The organism is Methylobacterium sp. 1A (assembly GCF_058072805.1).
Genome location: NZ_JBYQVE010000001.1, coordinates 3,683,885 through 3,701,427 on the forward strand (window position 1 = coordinate 3,683,885; position 17,543 = coordinate 3,701,427).

At 67.6% G+C, this 17,543-nt stretch carries 14 protein-coding genes, 3 pseudogenes and 1 other annotated feature; of the genes and pseudogenes, 6 read left to right on the forward strand and 11 right to left on the reverse strand.

Going from position 1 to position 17,543, the window contains the following annotated elements:
• Window positions 1-27: 27 nt before the first annotated feature.
• Complete coding sequence (locus ACX9MN_RS17800) at window positions 28-882, reverse strand: hypothetical protein (protein ID WP_081636610.1); 855 nt, start codon at window positions 880-882, stop codon at window positions 28-30.
• 686 nt (window positions 883-1,568) lie between these two features.
• Between ACX9MN_RS17800 and ACX9MN_RS17805 the strand changes: the two genes are divergently transcribed.
• The 3 genes and pseudogenes from ACX9MN_RS17805 to ACX9MN_RS17815 form a co-directional block, all read left to right on the forward strand.
• Complete coding sequence (locus tag ACX9MN_RS17805) at window positions 1,569-2,105, forward strand: hypothetical protein (protein ID WP_234080783.1); 537 nt, start codon at window positions 1,569-1,571, stop codon at window positions 2,103-2,105.
• A 29-nt stretch (window positions 2,106-2,134) separates the two neighbouring features.
• Window positions 2,135-2,470, forward strand: coding sequence for a hypothetical protein (locus ACX9MN_RS17810; protein WP_020096501.1), 336 nt, complete (start codon window positions 2,135-2,137; stop codon window positions 2,468-2,470).
• 3 nt (window positions 2,471-2,473) lie between these two features.
• Window positions 2,474-2,677 (forward strand): annotated as a pseudogene (locus tag ACX9MN_RS17815) (transposase); the annotation flags it as partial.
• A 39-nt stretch (window positions 2,678-2,716) separates the two neighbouring features.
• Here ACX9MN_RS17815 and ACX9MN_RS17820 read toward each other — a convergent pair.
• A protein-coding gene (locus ACX9MN_RS17820; protein ID WP_091713013.1) for an IS3 family transposase occupies window positions 2,717-3,945 on the reverse strand; the annotation gives its coding sequence in 2 pieces (ribosomal slippage) (window positions 2,717-3,657 and window positions 3,657-3,945; 1,230 coding nt in all).
• Window positions 3,548-3,664 (reverse strand) — a sequence feature (AL1L pseudoknot). (Overlaps the previous gene by 117 nt.)
• Window positions 3,946-3,983: 38 nt before the next feature.
• Here ACX9MN_RS17820 and ACX9MN_RS17825 point away from each other — a divergent pair.
• From ACX9MN_RS17825 to ACX9MN_RS17835, 3 genes and pseudogenes are all read left to right on the forward strand, one after another.
• Window positions 3,984-4,238, forward strand: a pseudogene (locus tag ACX9MN_RS17825) (IS5/IS1182 family transposase); the annotation flags it as partial.
• A gap of 88 nt (window positions 4,239-4,326) precedes the next feature.
• Window positions 4,327-5,266: pseudogene (locus tag ACX9MN_RS17830) on the forward strand (IS630 family transposase).
• Window positions 5,267-5,821: 555 nt separating this feature from the next.
• Window positions 5,822-8,683, forward strand: coding sequence for an ATP-binding protein (locus ACX9MN_RS17835; protein WP_081636574.1), 2,862 nt, complete (start codon window positions 5,822-5,824; stop codon window positions 8,681-8,683).
• Between the two features lie 64 nt (window positions 8,684-8,747).
• Here ACX9MN_RS17835 and ACX9MN_RS17840 read toward each other — a convergent pair whose 3' ends face one another.
• The 9 genes from ACX9MN_RS17840 to gsiD form a co-directional block, all read right to left on the reverse strand.
• A complete protein-coding gene (locus ACX9MN_RS17840) occupies window positions 8,748-9,860 on the reverse strand; it encodes an alkene reductase (protein WP_020096134.1) in 1,113 nt (370 codons plus the stop codon).
• Between the two features lie 89 nt (window positions 9,861-9,949).
• Window positions 9,950-10,465, reverse strand: coding sequence for a VOC family protein (locus ACX9MN_RS17845; protein ID WP_020096133.1), 516 nt, complete (start codon window positions 10,463-10,465; stop codon window positions 9,950-9,952).
• A gap of 22 nt (window positions 10,466-10,487) precedes the next feature.
• Complete coding sequence (gene paoC / locus ACX9MN_RS17850) at window positions 10,488-12,701, reverse strand: aldehyde oxidoreductase molybdenum-binding subunit PaoC (RefSeq protein ID WP_020096132.1); 2,214 nt, start codon at window positions 12,699-12,701, stop codon at window positions 10,488-10,490.
• 1 nt (window position 12,702) lies between these two features.
• Window positions 12,703-13,653, reverse strand: coding sequence for an FAD binding domain-containing protein (locus ACX9MN_RS17855; protein ID WP_020096131.1), 951 nt, complete (start codon window positions 13,651-13,653; stop codon window positions 12,703-12,705).
• Window positions 13,653-14,228, reverse strand: a complete 576-nt coding sequence (paoA, locus tag ACX9MN_RS17860) for an aldehyde dehydrogenase iron-sulfur subunit PaoA (RefSeq protein ID WP_043713390.1) — start codon at window positions 14,226-14,228, stop codon at window positions 13,653-13,655. The genes ACX9MN_RS17855 and paoA overlap by 1 nt, the downstream gene beginning before the upstream one ends.
• 101 nt (window positions 14,229-14,329) lie before the next feature.
• Window positions 14,330-15,166 carry a VOC family protein gene (locus tag ACX9MN_RS17865; RefSeq protein WP_051123801.1) on the reverse strand — a complete coding sequence of 279 codons (837 nt, stop codon included), beginning with the start codon at window positions 15,164-15,166 and terminating at the stop codon, window positions 14,330-14,332.
• Window positions 15,167-15,400: 234 nt separating this feature from the next.
• Complete coding sequence (locus ACX9MN_RS17870) at window positions 15,401-15,559, reverse strand: M55 family metallopeptidase (protein WP_234080784.1); 159 nt, start codon at window positions 15,557-15,559, stop codon at window positions 15,401-15,403.
• A gap of 3 nt (window positions 15,560-15,562) precedes the next feature.
• Entirely contained in the window at window positions 15,563-16,639 is a 1,077-nt protein-coding gene (locus ACX9MN_RS17875) for a DmpA family aminopeptidase (protein WP_020096128.1), read from the reverse strand.
• Window positions 16,636-17,538 (reverse strand): glutathione ABC transporter permease GsiD, encoded by a 903-nt coding sequence (gsiD, locus tag ACX9MN_RS17880; protein ID WP_020096127.1) that lies wholly within the window; start codon window positions 17,536-17,538, stop codon window positions 16,636-16,638. Before gsiD ends, ACX9MN_RS17875 begins: the two co-directional genes overlap by 4 nt.
• Between the last annotated feature and the right edge of the window lie 5 nt (window positions 17,539-17,543).

Sequence of the window (17,543 nt, forward strand, 5' to 3'; positions counted from 1 at the left end):
GCCGAGAGCAGGTTTGAGACCTGAGTCTTACCGTTGCGTAATGCGCGCCGTGTTGCCGTTGCCGATCTGAGCAAAGCCAGCGTTGGAATAATAGCTGCCGTACTGGGTGATTGCGCCAGTGTTGCCGTTGCCGTTCTGGTAGCCAAACGCGCCCACACCGGCCGTTCCGGCCTGGCCGATAGTCGCGTAGTTGCCGTTGCCCACCTGAAGAAGGGCAGCATAATTCGTCTGTCCGTACTGATCGATATAGCCTTCGTTACCGCTGCCGACCTGGCGAACGACCGCGTAGGCATCCTTGCTTCCATCGTGCTGATAGATGCCCGCCTTGTTGTCATTTCCGTCCTGGAAAATGCCGGCGTACGTATTCTGGACGTTGCTGTCCACGGTGATGGTGGCTTGGTTTCTATTGCCCCGCTGCTGGAACTGTGCCTGGCCATTCGTGCCGTTCTGGGTCACCGACGCGGAATTTCCATCTCCGGCGCTGAACGAGCCATTGTTCGGATTGAATGAGAAATCGTACCGATCGAGGTTGCCATTCGTGGTTACGACTTGGTTGTTCGTTCCGGCCTGTGTGATGGTAAGGCCGTTGCCGGATCCGTTCTGGAGAACAGTGCTGGCATATTGAAATTGATAATTTGCGTCGCCTTCAGTAATTTTGGAGGCCGTCAAATCGACCTGATTTGTGAGAGATCCGGCCTTAACATTCGTGCCCGTCTGGTTAACGGTCGCATTGTTGTTGTTGCCCCGCTGGAGCACGAAAGACTCGTTCGCCGTCGTGCCGTTGCCGAGAATCGGCGAGGTGCTCGACTGCGCCGAGGCACCGGTCGCGAAGGCGGTCAGGCTGGCGACAGCCACGGAAGCCAGAACAACTGATTTCAACATAGATACACTCCCTCTTGTATTTTATGTGCTCTTCTGAACACAATCTATGCCATCGCAGTCGCTCTGTCGTCGCGGCGCTTTAACGGCTTGTTAAGCGTATCCATAAGCCGAAGACGAGTGTCAAGCGCCGGCTGAGACAAAAAATACAATTGTCGGAATTTCTCATCAGATCTCGGACGACAAAGTCGCGATGTCGTCTGTTAAACGACGCGGAGAAAACTGAAATCTCTCAATGATTTAAGACGGCGCGTTAACGATCTCAGGAGTCGGTGTCCAGAACCGGATTAGGCAGTTTTCGCCGCCGAAGGACCGGGCCGCTATATGCGTGTTAAATTGGACACATCAGTCATCGCCAAAAGTGGTATTCTATTGAACAAGCAAGACCGTTCTGAATGGTCGTATGCGGCGCGATTCCTCGGGGGTGAGCCCTGCCGCTACCGAACGGCCGTCGCCCTTGCGTGAGCCGGAGGGTTCACCTGGTCGACGGAGCGGTCGATGTCCTCGCGAGGCGGAAACCGTCCGCGCCGTGTGTTGATTGGGAGGCTATGATGAGGCAGCGCGGCCCATCGCGCGTGCAGATCCTGCTCGCCGCCGCGACCGTATGGTCGGCCGGGATCCTGTCGGCGGGCGCACAATCCGCGGCGCCACCCGGGCCGCCGCAACCGGCGCCCGCACAGCCCGCACCGATGCAGGCCAACACTGCCAATCCCGGGACGGGGCAGCCCGCCCCCGCCGCTCCGGGCTGCGACGCCACCTGCGTGCGCGCCAACAACGAGCTCGCCTCGCAGATCTGCGCGCCGCGGATCGAGGCGCAGGCGCCGACGGATTTCGAGTGGGTCTCCCGGCCCTTCGCCAAGATCTTCCAGCAGGCTGAGGCGCCCGAGGGCGGCGCCACCGTGGTCCGCTACCGCGGCGACTCGATCCGCTTCCTCAGTCCCGCCAAGGAGTGGGTGCGGGTGACCTACGAGTGCGGGTTCGACGCGGCCAAGCGGTCGGTCGAGTACGTGCGGGTGCGGCTCGGCCGGCTCGACAAGGCGGACGCGCCCGCGCAGCCGGCGCAGCAGGGCCGGGCCAGCGCGCTGGCGCCGCAGCCGGTGTCGCCCCAGGCGCAGCAGCAGGCCGCCCGCACCGGGACAGCCGCCCCGCGCAAGCTGCTGCCGTCGGAGCCAAGCGAGATCGAGGTCCGACAGGTCAATCCGCGGATCCGGCAGGCGCAGCCATGAGCCCCGGGCCGCTAACGCGGGGACGCGCGGTGCGAACCGCCTTCGGCGCGCTCGCGCTCCTCGCGGCGGGCGCGACGGCGGCCCCCGCCCAGCCAAGCCCGCTCTCGGTGAACGACTGCACGCTGTTACCCGATCCCGGCGCCCTGCGGCGCTGCCTCGATCAGGCGGAGGGGCGCGTCGTCACGCCGCTGCAGCCGGTCGCGAACCCGGCCTTGATCGACCGCCCCGAACAGCCGGCGCAGTCCGTGCGCGGCGCGCCCGCCGCGAAGCCCGCGACCGCGCCGCCGGGCGATTTCCTCAGCAACCGCGGGCCATCCCTGCGCAGTGCCCAGCCGTCCTCCCGGAACGTCATCGAGCTCGAGTGAGGCGCGCTGGAGCGGTTGAGCCACATCGTCTTGCGAGCTGTTCCGGGACGACCTCGCCCGTGCCGTGCCGCGCTCGGACGAGTCGAAGGGCGGTCGCCCACCGTTCGACCTCGTGTTCATGTTCAAGGTGCTGGTCTTTCAGGCCAGCCACTCGCTGTCGGACGAGCGTGACCCAAGATCCTGATCAAGGGTCGGTTCTCGTTCATGTGAATCGCCCCGGGTTTTCCGGAGGCCGTTTGGTTTGGCTCAGGCGGCCAAGGCTTGGACCTCGGCCTGGGCATAATAGCGTGCCTCCGCCTCGGCGGGAGGGATGTGGCCGATTGGTTCGAGCAGCCGACGGTGGTTGAACCAGTCCACCCATTCCAGCGTGGCGTACTCGACCGCCTCAAAGGACCGCCACGGCCCGCGTCGATGGATGACCTCCGCCTTGAACAGGCCGATCACCGTCTCGGCGAGAGCGTTATCGTACGAGTCGCCAACACTGCCGACGGAGGGTTCGACGCCCGCCTCGGCCAAGCGCTCGGTGTAGCGGATGCTCACATATTGCGATCCGCGATCCGAGTGACAGACGAGGCCGCTGCCGGCGAAGGGGCGGCGCTCGTGCAGGGCCTGCTCCAAGGCATCGAGCACGAAGTCGGCCCGGGCCGAGCGCGACACACGCCAGCCCACGATCCGGCGGGCGAAGACGTCGATCACGAAGGCCGCATAGACGAAGCCGCCCCAGGTGGCGATGTAGGTAAAATCCGCCACCCATAGCCGGTTCGGGCATTCGGCCCTGAACTGTCGATTGACCCGGTCGAGCGGGCAGGCCGCCGCCGGATCGGGAACGGTGGTGCGAACCCTCCGCCCCCGGACGACGCCAGCCAAGCCCATCGTTCGCATCAGCCGGACCACCGTGCAGCGCGCCACAATGATCCCTTCGCGGGCGAGCTGCCGCCAGACCTTGCGCACGCCGTAGACCCGGAAGTTTGCCTCGTACACGCGCCGGATCTCGACCATGAGTGCCGCGTCCCGCTTGGCTCGAGCCGACAGCCTCCCGGGATCGGCTCGTCGCGCGGCATGGGCGTGGTACGTCGACGGGGCGATCGGCAGAACCTTGCAGATCGGCTCGACCCCGTAGAGCGCACGATGATCGTCGATGAAGGCGATCATGACCGGAACCGGCGGTCGAGCTCCGCCTGGGCAAAATACGCGCTCGCCTTCCTGAGGATCTCGTTGGCCTGCCGGAGCTCGCGGTTCTCCCGCTCCAGCGCCTTGATCCGCTCGCGCTCATCCGTCGTCGGTCCGGCCCGCACGCCCCGGTCGCGCTCGGCCTGACGGACCCACTTGCGCAGCGTTTCGCCAGAGCAACCGATTTTGGCCGCGATCGACTGGATCGCGGCCCATTGCGAACCGTGCTCGCTCTCATGCTCCCGGGCCAGCCGGACTGCCCGCTCGCGAACCTCAGGGGAAAAGGGTGGGGTATGCTTCGTCATGGCTCCAGTCTCTCAAGAGTTGGAGCCTCCGAAAATCCCGGGGCGATTCAATGCGCTTCCTAGGGCCTGGGCTGTCCGATCCGGTGCCGGACGCCAACACGATCTGGACCTTCCGGGAGGCGCTTACCCGGGCCGAGATCGCGGGTCGGCCTGCGATCGAGGTGCTGTTCGCGGTCTACGATACGGCCCTGCGGCAAGCCGGTGTCCTGGCGTTGGGCGGGCAGATTGTCGACGCCACGGTGGTGGCCGCTTCCAAGCAGCGCAACACTGAAGCCGAGGAGGCGGAGCTAGAGCGTTTTCGGTCTGAGCTGCATCGGGTGTGTGGGGTTCACGCGGCGGTGTGACGCTGATTCATGACGAGCTCCAGACAAGGAGCGAGACATGGGCCGACCCTCCAGCCAGGACCTCGGCGAACGCATCGTCGACGCGGCCGGGACGACGTAGCGTCGACAGGCGGCCGCGCTTCGGGGTCGGCGTGGCCACGGCGATCCGCTGGATGGCTGCACTGACGACGACCGGGACGGTGGCTCCCCGTCCCCGGGGCGGGCGCGCCGCTCCAAGCTCGACCCGCACGAGGCCTACCTGCGAGGTCTGATCCCCGAGAGGACCGACATCACCCTGGAGGAGATGCGCGCTCGCCTGAAGGACGAGCGCGACCTCACGGTCGGGCTCGGCACTCTGTGGGCCTTCCTCGATGCGCGCGGCTTGACCTACAAAAATGACAGCCCACGCCGCGGGGCAGGACAGCCTGGACGTGAAGGCGGCCCGCGAGGCGTGGGTTCGAGGGCCAGCCCGACCTCGACCCCACCCGCGTCGTGTTCCTCGACGAGACCTCGACCTCAACCAACATGGCGGGAACCCGCGGACGCTGCCCGCGCGGCGAGCGGCTGCGCTCTCCGGTGCCGCACGACCATTGGAAGATCACGACCTTCGTCGCGGGCCTGCGCCTGTCCGGGATCGCCGCGCCGTTCGTGCTGGACGGACCGATCAACCGCGACGCCTTCCAGACTTACGTCGCGCGTGTGCTCGTGCCCGAACTCGCCCTCGGAGACGTCGTCGTCATGGACAACCTCGGCAGCCACAAGAGGCCGGCCGGCCGCGAAGCGATCGAAGCGGCGGGCGTACGGCTGCTGTTCCTGCCGCCCTACTGCCGGACTTCAACCCGATCGAGATGGCCTTCTCCAAGCTCAAGGCGTTCCTGCGCAAGGCGGCTGAGCGCACGGTCGAAGGACTATGGGTCGCCATCGGCTGGCTCATCGACACCATCACGCCCGATGAATGCGCCAATTTCTTCGCTGCTATGGAATATAATTCAGATTAAATCGAAACGCTCTAGATGATACTAGGCCTTATCATCAAAATATTTGGGTCATTTGCCTTGCTTCTCCTAAATGGAGCCGAATGTCCGCTCTCACTTTTCCCAAGCCTCGAAGCGGACGACCTGTTTACGGCCAGCTTTTGCTCGACCCCGTACGTCCGCTCTTTTATTCTCTGCACCCGAAAGCGGAAGGACAGGAAACCACCCACCCTGGTCATCCGAGGTACAGACCAGTGGGGCTGGACTTGGCCGTAAGCGGAACGGCCGCTTCTGAACTCATTCGCTGGGAAATCGGACGGGCTCCTGGCGATCCAAGCCAGTCAACCTGATCGCCGAAAGCTCTTTCCTGATACGTCGATGTGGATGCCACCTGCCGGCATCGATCAGCCGGAGTGAAGATTTTGCAAGACCATTGCCGGAGGCATCCACCCCGACGCTTCCGCATGAGCAGACCGGACGAATGGCTGAGGCCTCCACGACATGCTAGCGGTGCTGCAACCGACAGCGTAGCAAGGCCATCTCTCCGGGATCGAACGGGAGTGCGATAGCGACAGCTGCATGGATACGCGGGAAGGCAGAGCCGTTCGCTACATCTTCGACGATTTCGTATTGAGCCCGTCCGAGCAGCGGCTTTGGCGAGCCGAAAAAGTCGTAAGGCTCGGGGGACGACCTTTGGAAATTCTGACCGCGCTCGTCGAACGCGCAGGTCAGGTCGTAAGCAAGGCGGATCTCCACAAGCGCGCATGGCCGCGAACGACGGTTGATGAGTCCAATTTGAAGGTCAACATCGCGGCGATCCGGCGCGCACTCGAAGGAGCGGAACCGGAGAAGCGCTTCATCGCGACGGTGAGCGGACAAGGGTACCGCTTCGTCGCGCCCGTCGACGTCATGTCCTGGCCGATTTCGGCAGCAGCGCGGCGCCATAACCTTCCGAAACCGACGGACCTGCTCGGCCGATCCGAGGATCTCGCGGTGATCGCGACGAAGGTGCTGCAGCGACCGCTGGTCACGATCACGGGTCTCGGCGGCGTCGGCAAAACCAGCCTGGCCGTGACGGTGGGGCACGCTCTCGTCGGGCAGTTCCCGGACGGGGTCTGGATGGTCGATCTGTGCGTCATCGACAGCGACCGCTATCTCGCGAGCGCGTTCGCTCAGGAAATGCGCATCGCAATCCATGCAGACGATCCACAGGCTGCACTGGCGACTGCCCTGGCGGATCGGCAGTGCCTGCTCGTCCTCGATTGTTGTGAGAACGCCCTCGATCAGGCGGCCCGGCTGGCCACCATGCTCGCGACCGCCGCGCCCGGAACTCACGTATTGGCCACGAGCCGGGAGCCGCTCCGGATGGCGCACGAGACCGTGCATCGCCTCCAACCCCTGCCGGCTCCGACAGCGTTCGGGACGCTCAACGCGAAGGATGTTCTGACTTTCCCGGCCGTGGCGCTGTTCGTCGCGCGCGCCTCGGCCGCTGCTCCAGACTTCAGCCTCGAGGACGACGATGCGTGGGCCGTCGTCGAGATCTGTCGCCGCCTCGACGGGTTGCCGCTGGCGCTGGAACTTGCCGCGACGCGGGTCGGGGCGTTTGGACTTCGCGGCCTCCTCCGTCTGCTGAACGAGCGCCTGGACCTTCTGGACGACGGCCGACGGGCAGGTCATCCCCGGCACCGTGGCCTGACCGCGACCTTGGACTGGAGCTACGGACTGCTGTCGCAGGGAGAGCAGACCCTGTTTCGACGGCTGTCCGTCTTTCACGGCGTCTTCCCGCTCGACGCCGCGCTCGCGATCGGCCGTTCTGCTGGGGAGGCCGAGCATGCGTGCATCGGCCACTTGGCCGATCTCGTCGCCAAGTCGCTGATTGTCGCTATTCCTGGGTGGTCGGCCCGGTACCAGCTTCTCGACACGACGCGGGCCTACGGATTGCAGCGCCTCGCCGAGAGTGGCGAGGATGATGCGGTCCGTCGGCGGCACGCGGAGTTTTGTGTCGCGCAATGTCGCGACGTCTCGGCGCGCAGGAGCGCGAAGGCGGCATCCGACCCGCGCGAGGAGTTGGTCGCGCTCGTCCAAAACGTCCGCGCCGCACTCGACTGGTGCCTAACCGACCGGCGCGATCCCGTCCTCGGTCGAACGCTGGCAGCCGAGGCGCTCGTGGTGTGGGACACGCTCGCGCTGCTCCAGGAACGGATCGAGGCGAGCGAGTGGGCGCTCGCGTCGGCCGCCCCCGCCGACGGTCCGGAAGACCGGTACGAGATCACGCTGCGGGCGTCGCTCGCTGCGGCCCTGCTGCAGGTCGAGGGTCCGACGGCGCGGATTGCGGAGTTGTGGAGCGGGGCGCTCGCCCGCGCCGAACGGCTGTCCGACCGCGATGGCCAGTTGCGGGCGCTCTGGGGCTTGTGCGACTTCCAGACCTGGGTTGGGGACCACGGCGCCTCGTTCGCCCTGACGGAGCGCATCAGGACGCTGGCGGCCGCCAGCGGCGATCGCGCGGCCGGCGCGGCCGTCGACAGGCCCGCCGCCACCGCGCTCCGCTATCTCGGCCGTCTCGACGAGGCTCGCGAGGCAGCGGAGCGCCTGCTGGCCCGTGCGGCCCGCCGTGACAGTCCCGGCCGGCGGCTGGAGGATCACGGCTTGATCGCGGCACGCGGCACCCTCGCGAACGTCCTGTGGCTCCAGGGACGGCCGGATCACGCCGTCGCGGCGGCGCGGCGCGCGCTCGTCGAGGCCGAAGCCAACGGCCAGGCCTTCGCCCTTACGAATGCCTTGGCGCACACGGTGATCCCGATTGCGCTCCATGGCGGCGATCTCGACGAAGCCGAGCGCGGCCTCGCCCGCCTCGGGGACCACGTCGCGCGTCACGCCATGCGCATCTGGCAGGTCATCGCCGATTGCCTCGAAGCGATCGTGAGCCTCAGCCGGGGCGATGCGGGCGGGCTGCACCGCCTCGAGGATGCCCTCGTCGAGATGGGGGAGATCGGCTTCCGGATGCGGCGTCCGGCCTATCTCGGCTCGCTGGCGTCCGGCCTCGCGGCGCATGGCCACCTTCCGGACGCGCTCGCTCGCATCGACGACGCGCTCGCCGCCTCCGAGCACGGCGGCGAACTCTGGTGCCAGCCGGAACTGCTGCGCATCAAGGGCGAGATCCTCCTCGCCTCCACCGGCGTCGCCGGCGAGGCGGACGCGGCGCGGCACTTCCTGCAAGCGATCGATCTGGCCGGCAGCCAGGGAGCGGCGATATGGCGCCTACGGGCCGCGACGAGCCTCGCCGCGCTGGATGACCGGTATGGTGGCCCGGCAGCCCTCGCCGCCGTCCTCGGCGGCTTCGACGAAGGGCTCAACACGCCCGATCTCAGGGCTGCGCGGGCGCGCCGTGCTGGTCGGGGGGGACTTGGCAGCGATGCGGGCCGGCCGGTCTCCCTGGCCTGACGCCGCCGCCCATGAGCCGATGTGCGGCGAGGGCAGCGGATCGGCGCTCAACAGGCTCTCTCCTTTATGCGTTCCCTGAAACGTCCAAGGTCGGATAATCGGTATAACCCTCGGCTCCCCCGCCATAGAACGTCGCCTGATCGGCCTCCGCGAGAGGGGCGTTGCGGCGCAGCCGCTCGACCAAATCGGGATTCCCGATGAAGGAGCGACCGAAGGCGATCATGTCGGCGTAGCCGGAGGCGATCGCCTCGATGGCGAGCTGCCGGTCGTAGCCGTTATTGGCGATGTAGGCCCCACCGAAAGCGGCGTGCAGCGCCTTGTAGTCGAACGCGGACGACCCGTTCGGCCCGCGCGTCTGCCCCTCGACGCAGTGGAGATAGGCCAGTCCCAGCTCCCCAAGCCTCCGAGCGAGATAGCCGTAGGTTGCCTGCGGGTCGCTGTCGAGCGGGGTATCACCGACAGCCCGCGTCATCGGCGAGAGCCTCAGGCCGACGCGGTCGGCACCCCACACCTCCGCGACCGCCTCTACGACCTCAACGGCAAGCCGCGTGCGGTTCTCGACCGAGCCGCCGTAGCGATCTGTCCTCCGGTTCGTGCTGTCGCGGATGAATTGATCGAGCAGGTAGCAGTTCGCGGAATGCACCTCGATCCCGTCGAAGCCCGCCTGCATGGCGAGGAACGCGGCGCGCCGATAGTCGCCGATCAGATCGGGAATCTCGTCAGTTCGGAGCGCGCGCGGCATGGATGGAGGTGCCTGCGTGCGGCTCTCGAGGAAGACGAGCTCACCGGCCTGGATGGCCGAAGCCGACACGGGCGCCTCGCCATTCTCCTGGAGGCTGACATGCGACATGCGCCCGACATGCCAGAGCTGGCAGACGATCCGGCCGCCTGCCTCGTGCACGGCCGAGGTCACACGCGACCATGCCTCGGCCTGCACCTCCGTGTAGATGCCCGGCGTGAAGGCATAGCCCCGGCCCTGCCGTGAGATGTTGGTCGCCTCGGTGATGATGAGGCCGGCCGATGCGCGCTGCCGATAGTACGCGACGGCGAGATCCGAATGGACGCCGTCCATGCCGGCACGCGAGCGCGTGAGCGGTGCCATGGCGACGCGGTTGGCGACGTCGATGGCACCGATCTTCGTTGGAGAAAACAGATCACGATCTGCGGTCGTCGGCATGTGCGGGATCTCTCCTTGCCTCACAGGTTGCAGACGCGCGCGTTGCCCGGCATTGGGAATCCGACCGCTGCGTTTGCAAGTCTCGCCTCTCACTCCGCCCGGGCGGCCGTCGCGCTCCGGTTGGCGTACATGAGCTCCGTCGAGTGCGAGTAGATCTCGATCAGGTTGCCCCAGGGATCCTCGCAGTAGACCGCCTTGAACGGCTCTCCCTCGAACAGTGTCCAGACCTTCGAGCGCTGCTTGCCGCCCATCTCGGCGATCCGCCGCGCGAGGCCCTCGACGTCGGGGTCGACCAAGCAGAAGTGGAACACGCCGGTCTTCCAGTAGCGGAAGTTGTCGTCGACGGCTTCCGACTTCGGTGTGACGAACTCGAAGAGTTCGATCCCCACCCCGTTCGCGGTGGCGAGGTGGGACACGTATCCCTCCTCGAACCGATCACCGAAGATCCCCTTGAACACCTCGCCGATATGCGAGCCGTCGTGCCTGACGTGCAGGGGCCCGATGATGTGCCGGCAGCTGAAGGCCTTGGTGTACCACTCGGTCGCTGCGCGGATGTCGGTGACGGTCAGGCCGACATGCGTCACGGGAACGGGATGATAGGCCATCTCTCTCTCCGCAGGTGAAGAATCAGGCCGCGCGCGGCAGCCGGTCGAGCAGCTTGTCGAGGGTGATGGGATAGTCGCGGACGCGGATGCCGGTGGCGTTGTAGACGGCGTTCGCCACCGCCGCGGCCGCCCCGCACAAGCCGATCTCGCCGATGCCCTTGGCCTTCATCGGGGACGAGACCGGGTCCGGATGGTCGAGGAAGACGACGTCGAGGTGCGGGATGTCGGCATGGACCGGCACCTCGTAGCCGCCGAGGTCGTGGTTGATGAAGAAGCCGTGGCGCGTGTCGACGACGAGCGCCTCCATGAGCGCCGACCCTACCCCCATCGTCATGGCGCCGATCACCTGGCTTCGCGCCGTGAGCGGATTGAGCACCCGGCCGGCATCGATGACCGCGAGCATGCGGCGGACGCGCATCTCCCCGGTGAACCGGTTCACGGCGACTTCGGCGAACTGCGCCCCGAAGGTGGCCTGGACGAACTCCTTGTCGAGGTCGCCGTAGGTGATCCGGTCCTCGGCGGTCAGTGGTCCGGTCTCAACGGCGTCGCGGAGAGGTACGCTCCGACTGCCAGCCGTGACCCTCCCGTCCGCGAACGCCACATCCTCGGCATTGAAGCCGAGCCGCGCCGCGACGCTCGCCCGCAGCGCCACGCAAGCGGCGTAGAGCCCGGACGTGGCGTTGTTCGCGCCGAACTGTCCGCCGGACCCGGCGGCTTCGGGGTAGTCCGAGTCGCCGAGCCGCACCGTCACGGCCTCGATCGGCACACCCATCATCTCGGCAGCCGTCTGGGCGAGGATGGTGTAGCTGCCGGTCCCGATATCGGTCATGTCGGTCTCGACCGACAGCCGGCCATCCTGCTCGAGCCGGACGCGGGCACCGGACGGCATCAGGAGGTTCTGGCGAAAGCCCGCCGCCATGCCCATGCCGACGAGCCAGCACCCATCGCCCACAGCGCCGGGCACCGGGTTGCGGCGCGCCCAGCCGAAGCGGTCCGCGCCGAGTTGGAGGCACTCGATCAGGTGCCGCTCCGAGAACTGCCGGTGCGGCTTGCGCGGATCGACCTGCGTGTCGTTCCGAATCCGGAAGGCGACGGGATCGATGCCTAGCTTCTCGGCCATCTCGTCCATCGCGATCTCGAGCGCCATCAGGCCCGGGGCCTCACCCGGAGCCCGCATGTCGTTGCCCTCGGCGAGATCGAGGGTCGCGAGCCTCATGGACAGCTCGCGGTTCGGGGCCGCGTAGATGAGCCGTGTCGGCGCGATCGCCGCCTCCGCGTAGGCGCCGGACAGATTTCCGTTGAGGCTGTGGTGGCCGATCGCTGTGAGCCGCCCGTCATGAGTCGCACCGAGACGGATGCGCTGGATCGTGCCGGCGCGGCGCGTGCCGTTATTCGCGATCAGCGGACGCTGCAGCGCGACCTTGCACGGGCGTCCGACGGCTCTGGCGCCGAGGGCCGAGAGGAGCGCGTCGCTCCGCATTATGAGCTTCGATCCGAACCCGCCGCCGATGAACGGCGCGTCCAGCCGCAGATCCTCCTTCGCGATGCCAAGCGCCTGCGCGAGGCTGTTGCGGTGCCAGGAAACGACCTGCGCCGAAGTCCAGATCGTCAGCTTGCCGTCGCGCCACGCGGCCGTGGTGGCGTGCGGCTCCATCATCGCATGAGTCTGGTCGGGGGTGGTGTAGATCTCGTCCAGGATCACGGGAGCGGCGGCGAGCGCTTCCTCGAACGCCCCGATCCGATCGACCACGGGGTAGTCCGGATTGTCGCGATCCGCGATCGGCTCGGCCTTGCCAGCCTCCGCCGCCAAATCGCAGCGCGCCGGCTCGGCTTCGTAGTCGACGCGGACGAGGTGGGCGGCCGCGCGCGCCTCCTCGAAGGTCTCTGCCACGACGAGCGCGACGGCTTGATGATAGTGGCGTACCTCGGCACCGCCGAACAGGTGGAGGGTCGTCCGGAACCCCGGCGGGGCGGAGTCGTGCTCGAGCGTCGTCAGGATCGCGAGGACGCCCGAAGCCCTTCGTGCGGCCGCGGCGTCGATCCGCGTCACCCGACCGCGGGCGATCGTGGCGCCGACGATCCAGCCATAGGCAGGATCGGTCGCCGCATCGTGCCGCTCGTAGGCGTAAGGCGCCGTCCCGGTGACCTTCAGGGCGCCGTCGACGCGCCGATGGGGCTGCCCGACGATGGTCTGACCGTCGATGGAGTTCTGCCCGGCAGGCGTGTCGAACCGCATGTCACACCCTCCCTTCGCTCAGCACCAGTGCGAGCGCGCGCTCGGCGAGCGGGATCTTGAAGGCGTTCCCGGCCGTGGGCGTCGCGCCCTGGAAGGCCGCCGTGACGACGGCTGCCGGTCCACCCGGCAGGAGCGCCTCCGCATCCTCCACCCGCCACGGTCGCGGTGCGACGCCGCCGAATGCGACCCGCCCCGTCCCGTCCTTGTGCAGGACGACTGCGACTGACACGATCGCGAAGGCGTAGGAGGCCCGGTCGCGGACCTTGTGATAGTGGTGCGTCCCGCCCGGCGGTCGCGGGAGCGTCACGGCGGTGACGAGCTCGCCCGGTTCGAGCGGGTGCTCGATCTCCGGCCGGTCGCCCGGCAGCAGATGAAAATCGCCGATCGCGATCCGGCGCTGCGACCCGTCGGGCCTGACGGTCTCGACGGTTGCGTCGAGGACACGCAGCGCCACGGCCATGTCGCCCGGGTTCTGAGCGATGCAATGCGGGCTCGTGCCCACGACGGCGAGCGAGCGGGTGACGCCCCCGAGGGCCGAGCAGCCCGAGCCCGGCTGGCGCTTGTTGCACGGCAGGGACGTCTCGTAGAAGTACGGGCAGCGATTGCGCTGCAGCAGGTTGCCGGCGGTCGTCGCCTTGTTGCGCAGCTGCCCCGTGGCGCCGGCCACGATCGCCCGCGCGAGGACGCCGTAATCGCGCTTCACGCGCGGGTGGGCGGCAACCTCGGTGTTGGTGGCGAGCGCACCGATGCGCAGACCGCCGTCCGGCAGATCCTCGATGGCCTTCAGGGGCAAATGCCGGATGTCGACGAGATGGGCCGGCGCCTCGATCTGGAACTTCATCAGGTCGAGCAGGTTCGTACCGCCCGCGATGAACCGAGCGCCTGGCCGGGCGGCGACGGCCGCCACGGCCGCTTCGGCGCTCGCGACGCGCTCGTAGCTGAAGGGCCGCATCAGGGCCTCCCCGCGACGTCCGCCACGGCATCGGCGATGTTGGAGTAGGCGCCGCATCGGCAGATGTTGCCGCTCATGCGCTCGCGCAGTTCGCCATTGTCCAGCGTCATCGGTGCCATGAGGTCGCCGGTGGCGTAGCTCGGCACGCCCGCCCTGATCTCGGCGAGGACAGCCACCGCGGAGCAGATCTGGCCCGGCGTGCAGTAGCCGCACTGGAAGGCGTCGTGCGCGATGAACGCCGCCTGCATGGGATGAAGCCGGTCCGGCCGGCCCAATCCCTCGATCGTCGTCACCGCGTCCCCGTCGTGCATGGCCGCGAGGCTGAGGCATGCGTTGATGCGAATCCCATTCACCAGCACCGTGCAGGCACCGCAATGGCCGTGGTCGCACCCCTTCTTGGTGCCCGTGAGGTGCAGGTGCTCGCGCAGGGCGTCGAGCAGCGTCACGCGGCTGTCGAGATCGAGACGCCGCCGTTCGCCGTTGACCGTGAGCGAGAGGGAAAGCGAACCGGATGCCTCCGGAGCGTGCTGATCGACCGCCCTTTGATCGACCTCATGTGGCCTGGGAGGACTCATCGGGTATCCCTTCCTCGTCGATCCAAACTGGCGCGATGGCCGTTCCGCACGGCCGAAGCGCCGAAATCAGGCTCTCGTCTCCCCTCTTCGGCCACCTCACCTCAGCCCCGGTTCGTCGCCGCCCGGCGCGCCTCGGCGGCGTCAGCAAACGTCTTTTTTACGGGACCGAGCACTTGGACGAATTCGAGCTGCTCGCCCTCGGGCCCCTTGCAGTAGATGATCGACCAGCCGTTCGACGGACCCTCGTGGATCTTGATCGTATTGGTATCCCTCGGCGCCGCGCGGCGCTGCTCCTCGGAGTGCACGGGTACGGTGCGGTTCGCCCTGACCTGCGTCATGCCGCGGCGGGCGCACTCGGCCTCGAGATCAGCGATGTACTTGTCGAAGTTCACGTCATCGCGGACGTAGAAGCAGATGTGCATCGAGCGCGGGTAGGCCGGGCTCATGTGGTCGCGCGGCTCGGCCCAGCTGTCGCCGCCGCCCATCGGCTGCGTGGCGTCGCGATACTGCAGGAGTTCGATGACGACGTTCTCGAACTGGACGAAGCGGACATCGAGCCGCTGGGAGCCACCCTTCAGGTCCGGGACGCCGATGGTGCGAGGATCGACGCGGCGCTCGCGGGCAACGATCTCTTGATCGGCCATCAGCGTGAAATGGACCGGCTCCCCCTTGAAATCGCCATCACGCATGACCTCGGTGCCGCCGAGTACCTCGGTGTAGAAGGCGAAAGCCCGGTCCATGTTCTGGACCGTGACGCCGAAATGCTGCACGCCTTGCAGGCGCGCGCCGAGTGGACCATCGTCACGTCCGCCCAGTCGCCCAGTCTGCGCGGAGGCAGTAGTTGCTCCGAGAAGGCCCACGGCTGCAGCGGCACCGGCAACCTGAAGGACTTCACGGCGAATGTGTCCGCCATGCCCGTCGTTGCTTTGATGGTTCATAACGATACACCGGCTCGAGGTTCTCAGCCCAGAGCTATACTAATGTCGCGAGCGATGTGCAGGTAAAAAAAGGTTAAATTCGACAAGGCGCCGGCTCTCTGATGGGGCGGCGCGCAGCACCGAAGGTCTGCTTCTTGGCTAATGACCGAGTGCAGGTTGTGGTGAAACTGGAATGCGCAAGTTGAGCTGCTATAAAGTCCGCTTCGAAGAAGCGGGCCCGGAAACGCGGACGGGCTAATACCGGCCCAGCCCGGCTGCCTGGCAACGTTCACGTCGGCCTCGAGAGCGGTCATCAGCAGCCGCGCGCTCGTATTCGGGTTTGCCCGGTGTCGTCTGGACGCGGTGATAGATCCCGGCGACGCCCTCGATATTCGTCGAGATCGGGACGCGCATCGCTCAGACTCCGAGGATATCGGCCCAGCCGGGCAGGAGATCGGTCAGGGCGTCCCGCCGGTGGCCGTCGCGGCCCGTGACCGCCTCGGCCCGCCAAAGGGCGTGGACGATCGCTTGCTCGATCCCGTCCGCGGCGGCCTCGAACAGCGGGTCGAGCTCCGCGTCGTGCAGCAGGGCGGGCGCCGGCATCGGGCGGCCGGGATCCTGCGGCACCGTGTAGGCGGTCGAGAAGGCGAGCGCGATATCGCCGCTGCCGTGGCCGAACACCGAGCCGGTCCGGGCGAGGCCTGCCCCGGCCCGCAGGGCGAGGCGGCGGAGCTGACGCGCGTCGAGGGGCGCGTCGGTGGCGACGATCATGATGATCGAGCCCTTCTCCGGCGGTTCGGTGCCGGATTCCGGCTCCCCGGCGGCCGCCCGGAGCTGAGCGGCGAGCGGCACGCCGCGGACCCGAATCTGGGACGGCTTGCCGAAATTCGACAGGACGAGCGAGCCCAGCGTGAACCGGCCCCGCGCGCGCGCGCGGACGCGCCGGGAGGCGGTGCCGATGCCGCCCTTGAGCCCGAAGCTCGACATCCCGCGCCCGGCCCCGACCGACCCTTCCGCGACGGCGGCGCCCGCCGCGTCCAGGGCGTCGCGATAATGGGACGCCTCAACCGCCATCCGCTGAAGGTCGTTGAGGTAGCCGTCGTTGCACTCGAAGACGAGCGGGTTGAGCGTCGGCAGCGCGCGCCCGATTTCCGGATTGTCGGCGATCGCGGCGCGGATCTGGGCGGCGACCACCGCCGGCACCGCGAAGGTGTTGGTCAGGGCGATCGGCGTCTCCAGCACACCGAGTTCCTCGACCTGCATCAGGCCGACGGACTTGCCGAAGCCGTTCAGCACGACGCCGGCCGCCGGAACGCGGTCCCGGTATGTATCGCCGCCGTGCGGCCGCACGACTGTAACGCCAGTCTGAACGTCGCCCTCGGCCAGCGTGCAATGGCCGACCGTCACGCCCGGGACGTCGGTGATGGCGTCGCGCGGACCCCGCGGCAGGCGGCCGACGCGGGGCGCGGGGCGCGGGGGGGCGGCCGGCGTCACAGGCGGTCGATCTTCGGGTCGAGGGCGTCCCGGAGGCCGTCCCCGAGGAGATTGAAGGCCAGCACCGTGAAGAAGATCGCGAGGCTCGGGAACAGCGCGACGTGCGGCGCCGAGACCATGTCGGCGCGGGCCTCGTTCAGCATGGCGCCCCATTCGGGCGTCGGCGGCTGCGCGCCCATGCCGAGGAAGGACAGGCTCGCGGCCGTGATGATCGAGGTGCCCAGCCGCATGGTGAAGTAGACCACGATGCCCGAGATCGTGCCCGGCAGGATGTGGCGCAGGATGATCGTCCGGTCCGGAGCGCCGATGCTCCGCGCGGCCTCGATGTAGGTGCTGTTCTTCAGGACCAGGGTCGTGCCGCGAACGAGGCGCGCGAAGGCCGGGACGCTGAAGACCGACACCGCCACCACGACGTTGACGAGCCCCGAGCCCAGGATGGCGACGACGCCGAGCGCCAGCAGGATGCCCGGGAAGGCGAACAGCACGTCGGACATGCGCATGACGATCCGGTCCCACCAGCCGCCGTAGTAGCCCGCCAGGAGACCGAGCACGGTCCCGACGAGCCCGCCGACGGCGACCGAGAGGAAGCCGGTCGCCAGGGAGATCCGCGCGCCCTCGACGATGCGGCTCAGGATGTCGCGCCCGAGGGGATCGACGCCGAGCCAGTGCGCGAGCGACGGGCCCTCGTTGATCCGGTCGTAGTCGAAGTCGTTGACCGGGTCGTAGGGCACGATCCACGGCGCCAGCACGGCGACCACGACCAGCAGGCCGATGAAGCCCAGGGCGAGGACGGCGACGCGCTGGCGCCGGAACTTGCGCCAGAATTCCGACCACGGCGTCCGGATGCCGGTGGGGACGGGCGCGACGGTGGGAGCGGCGGGGACGAGGATATCGGTCACGGCCG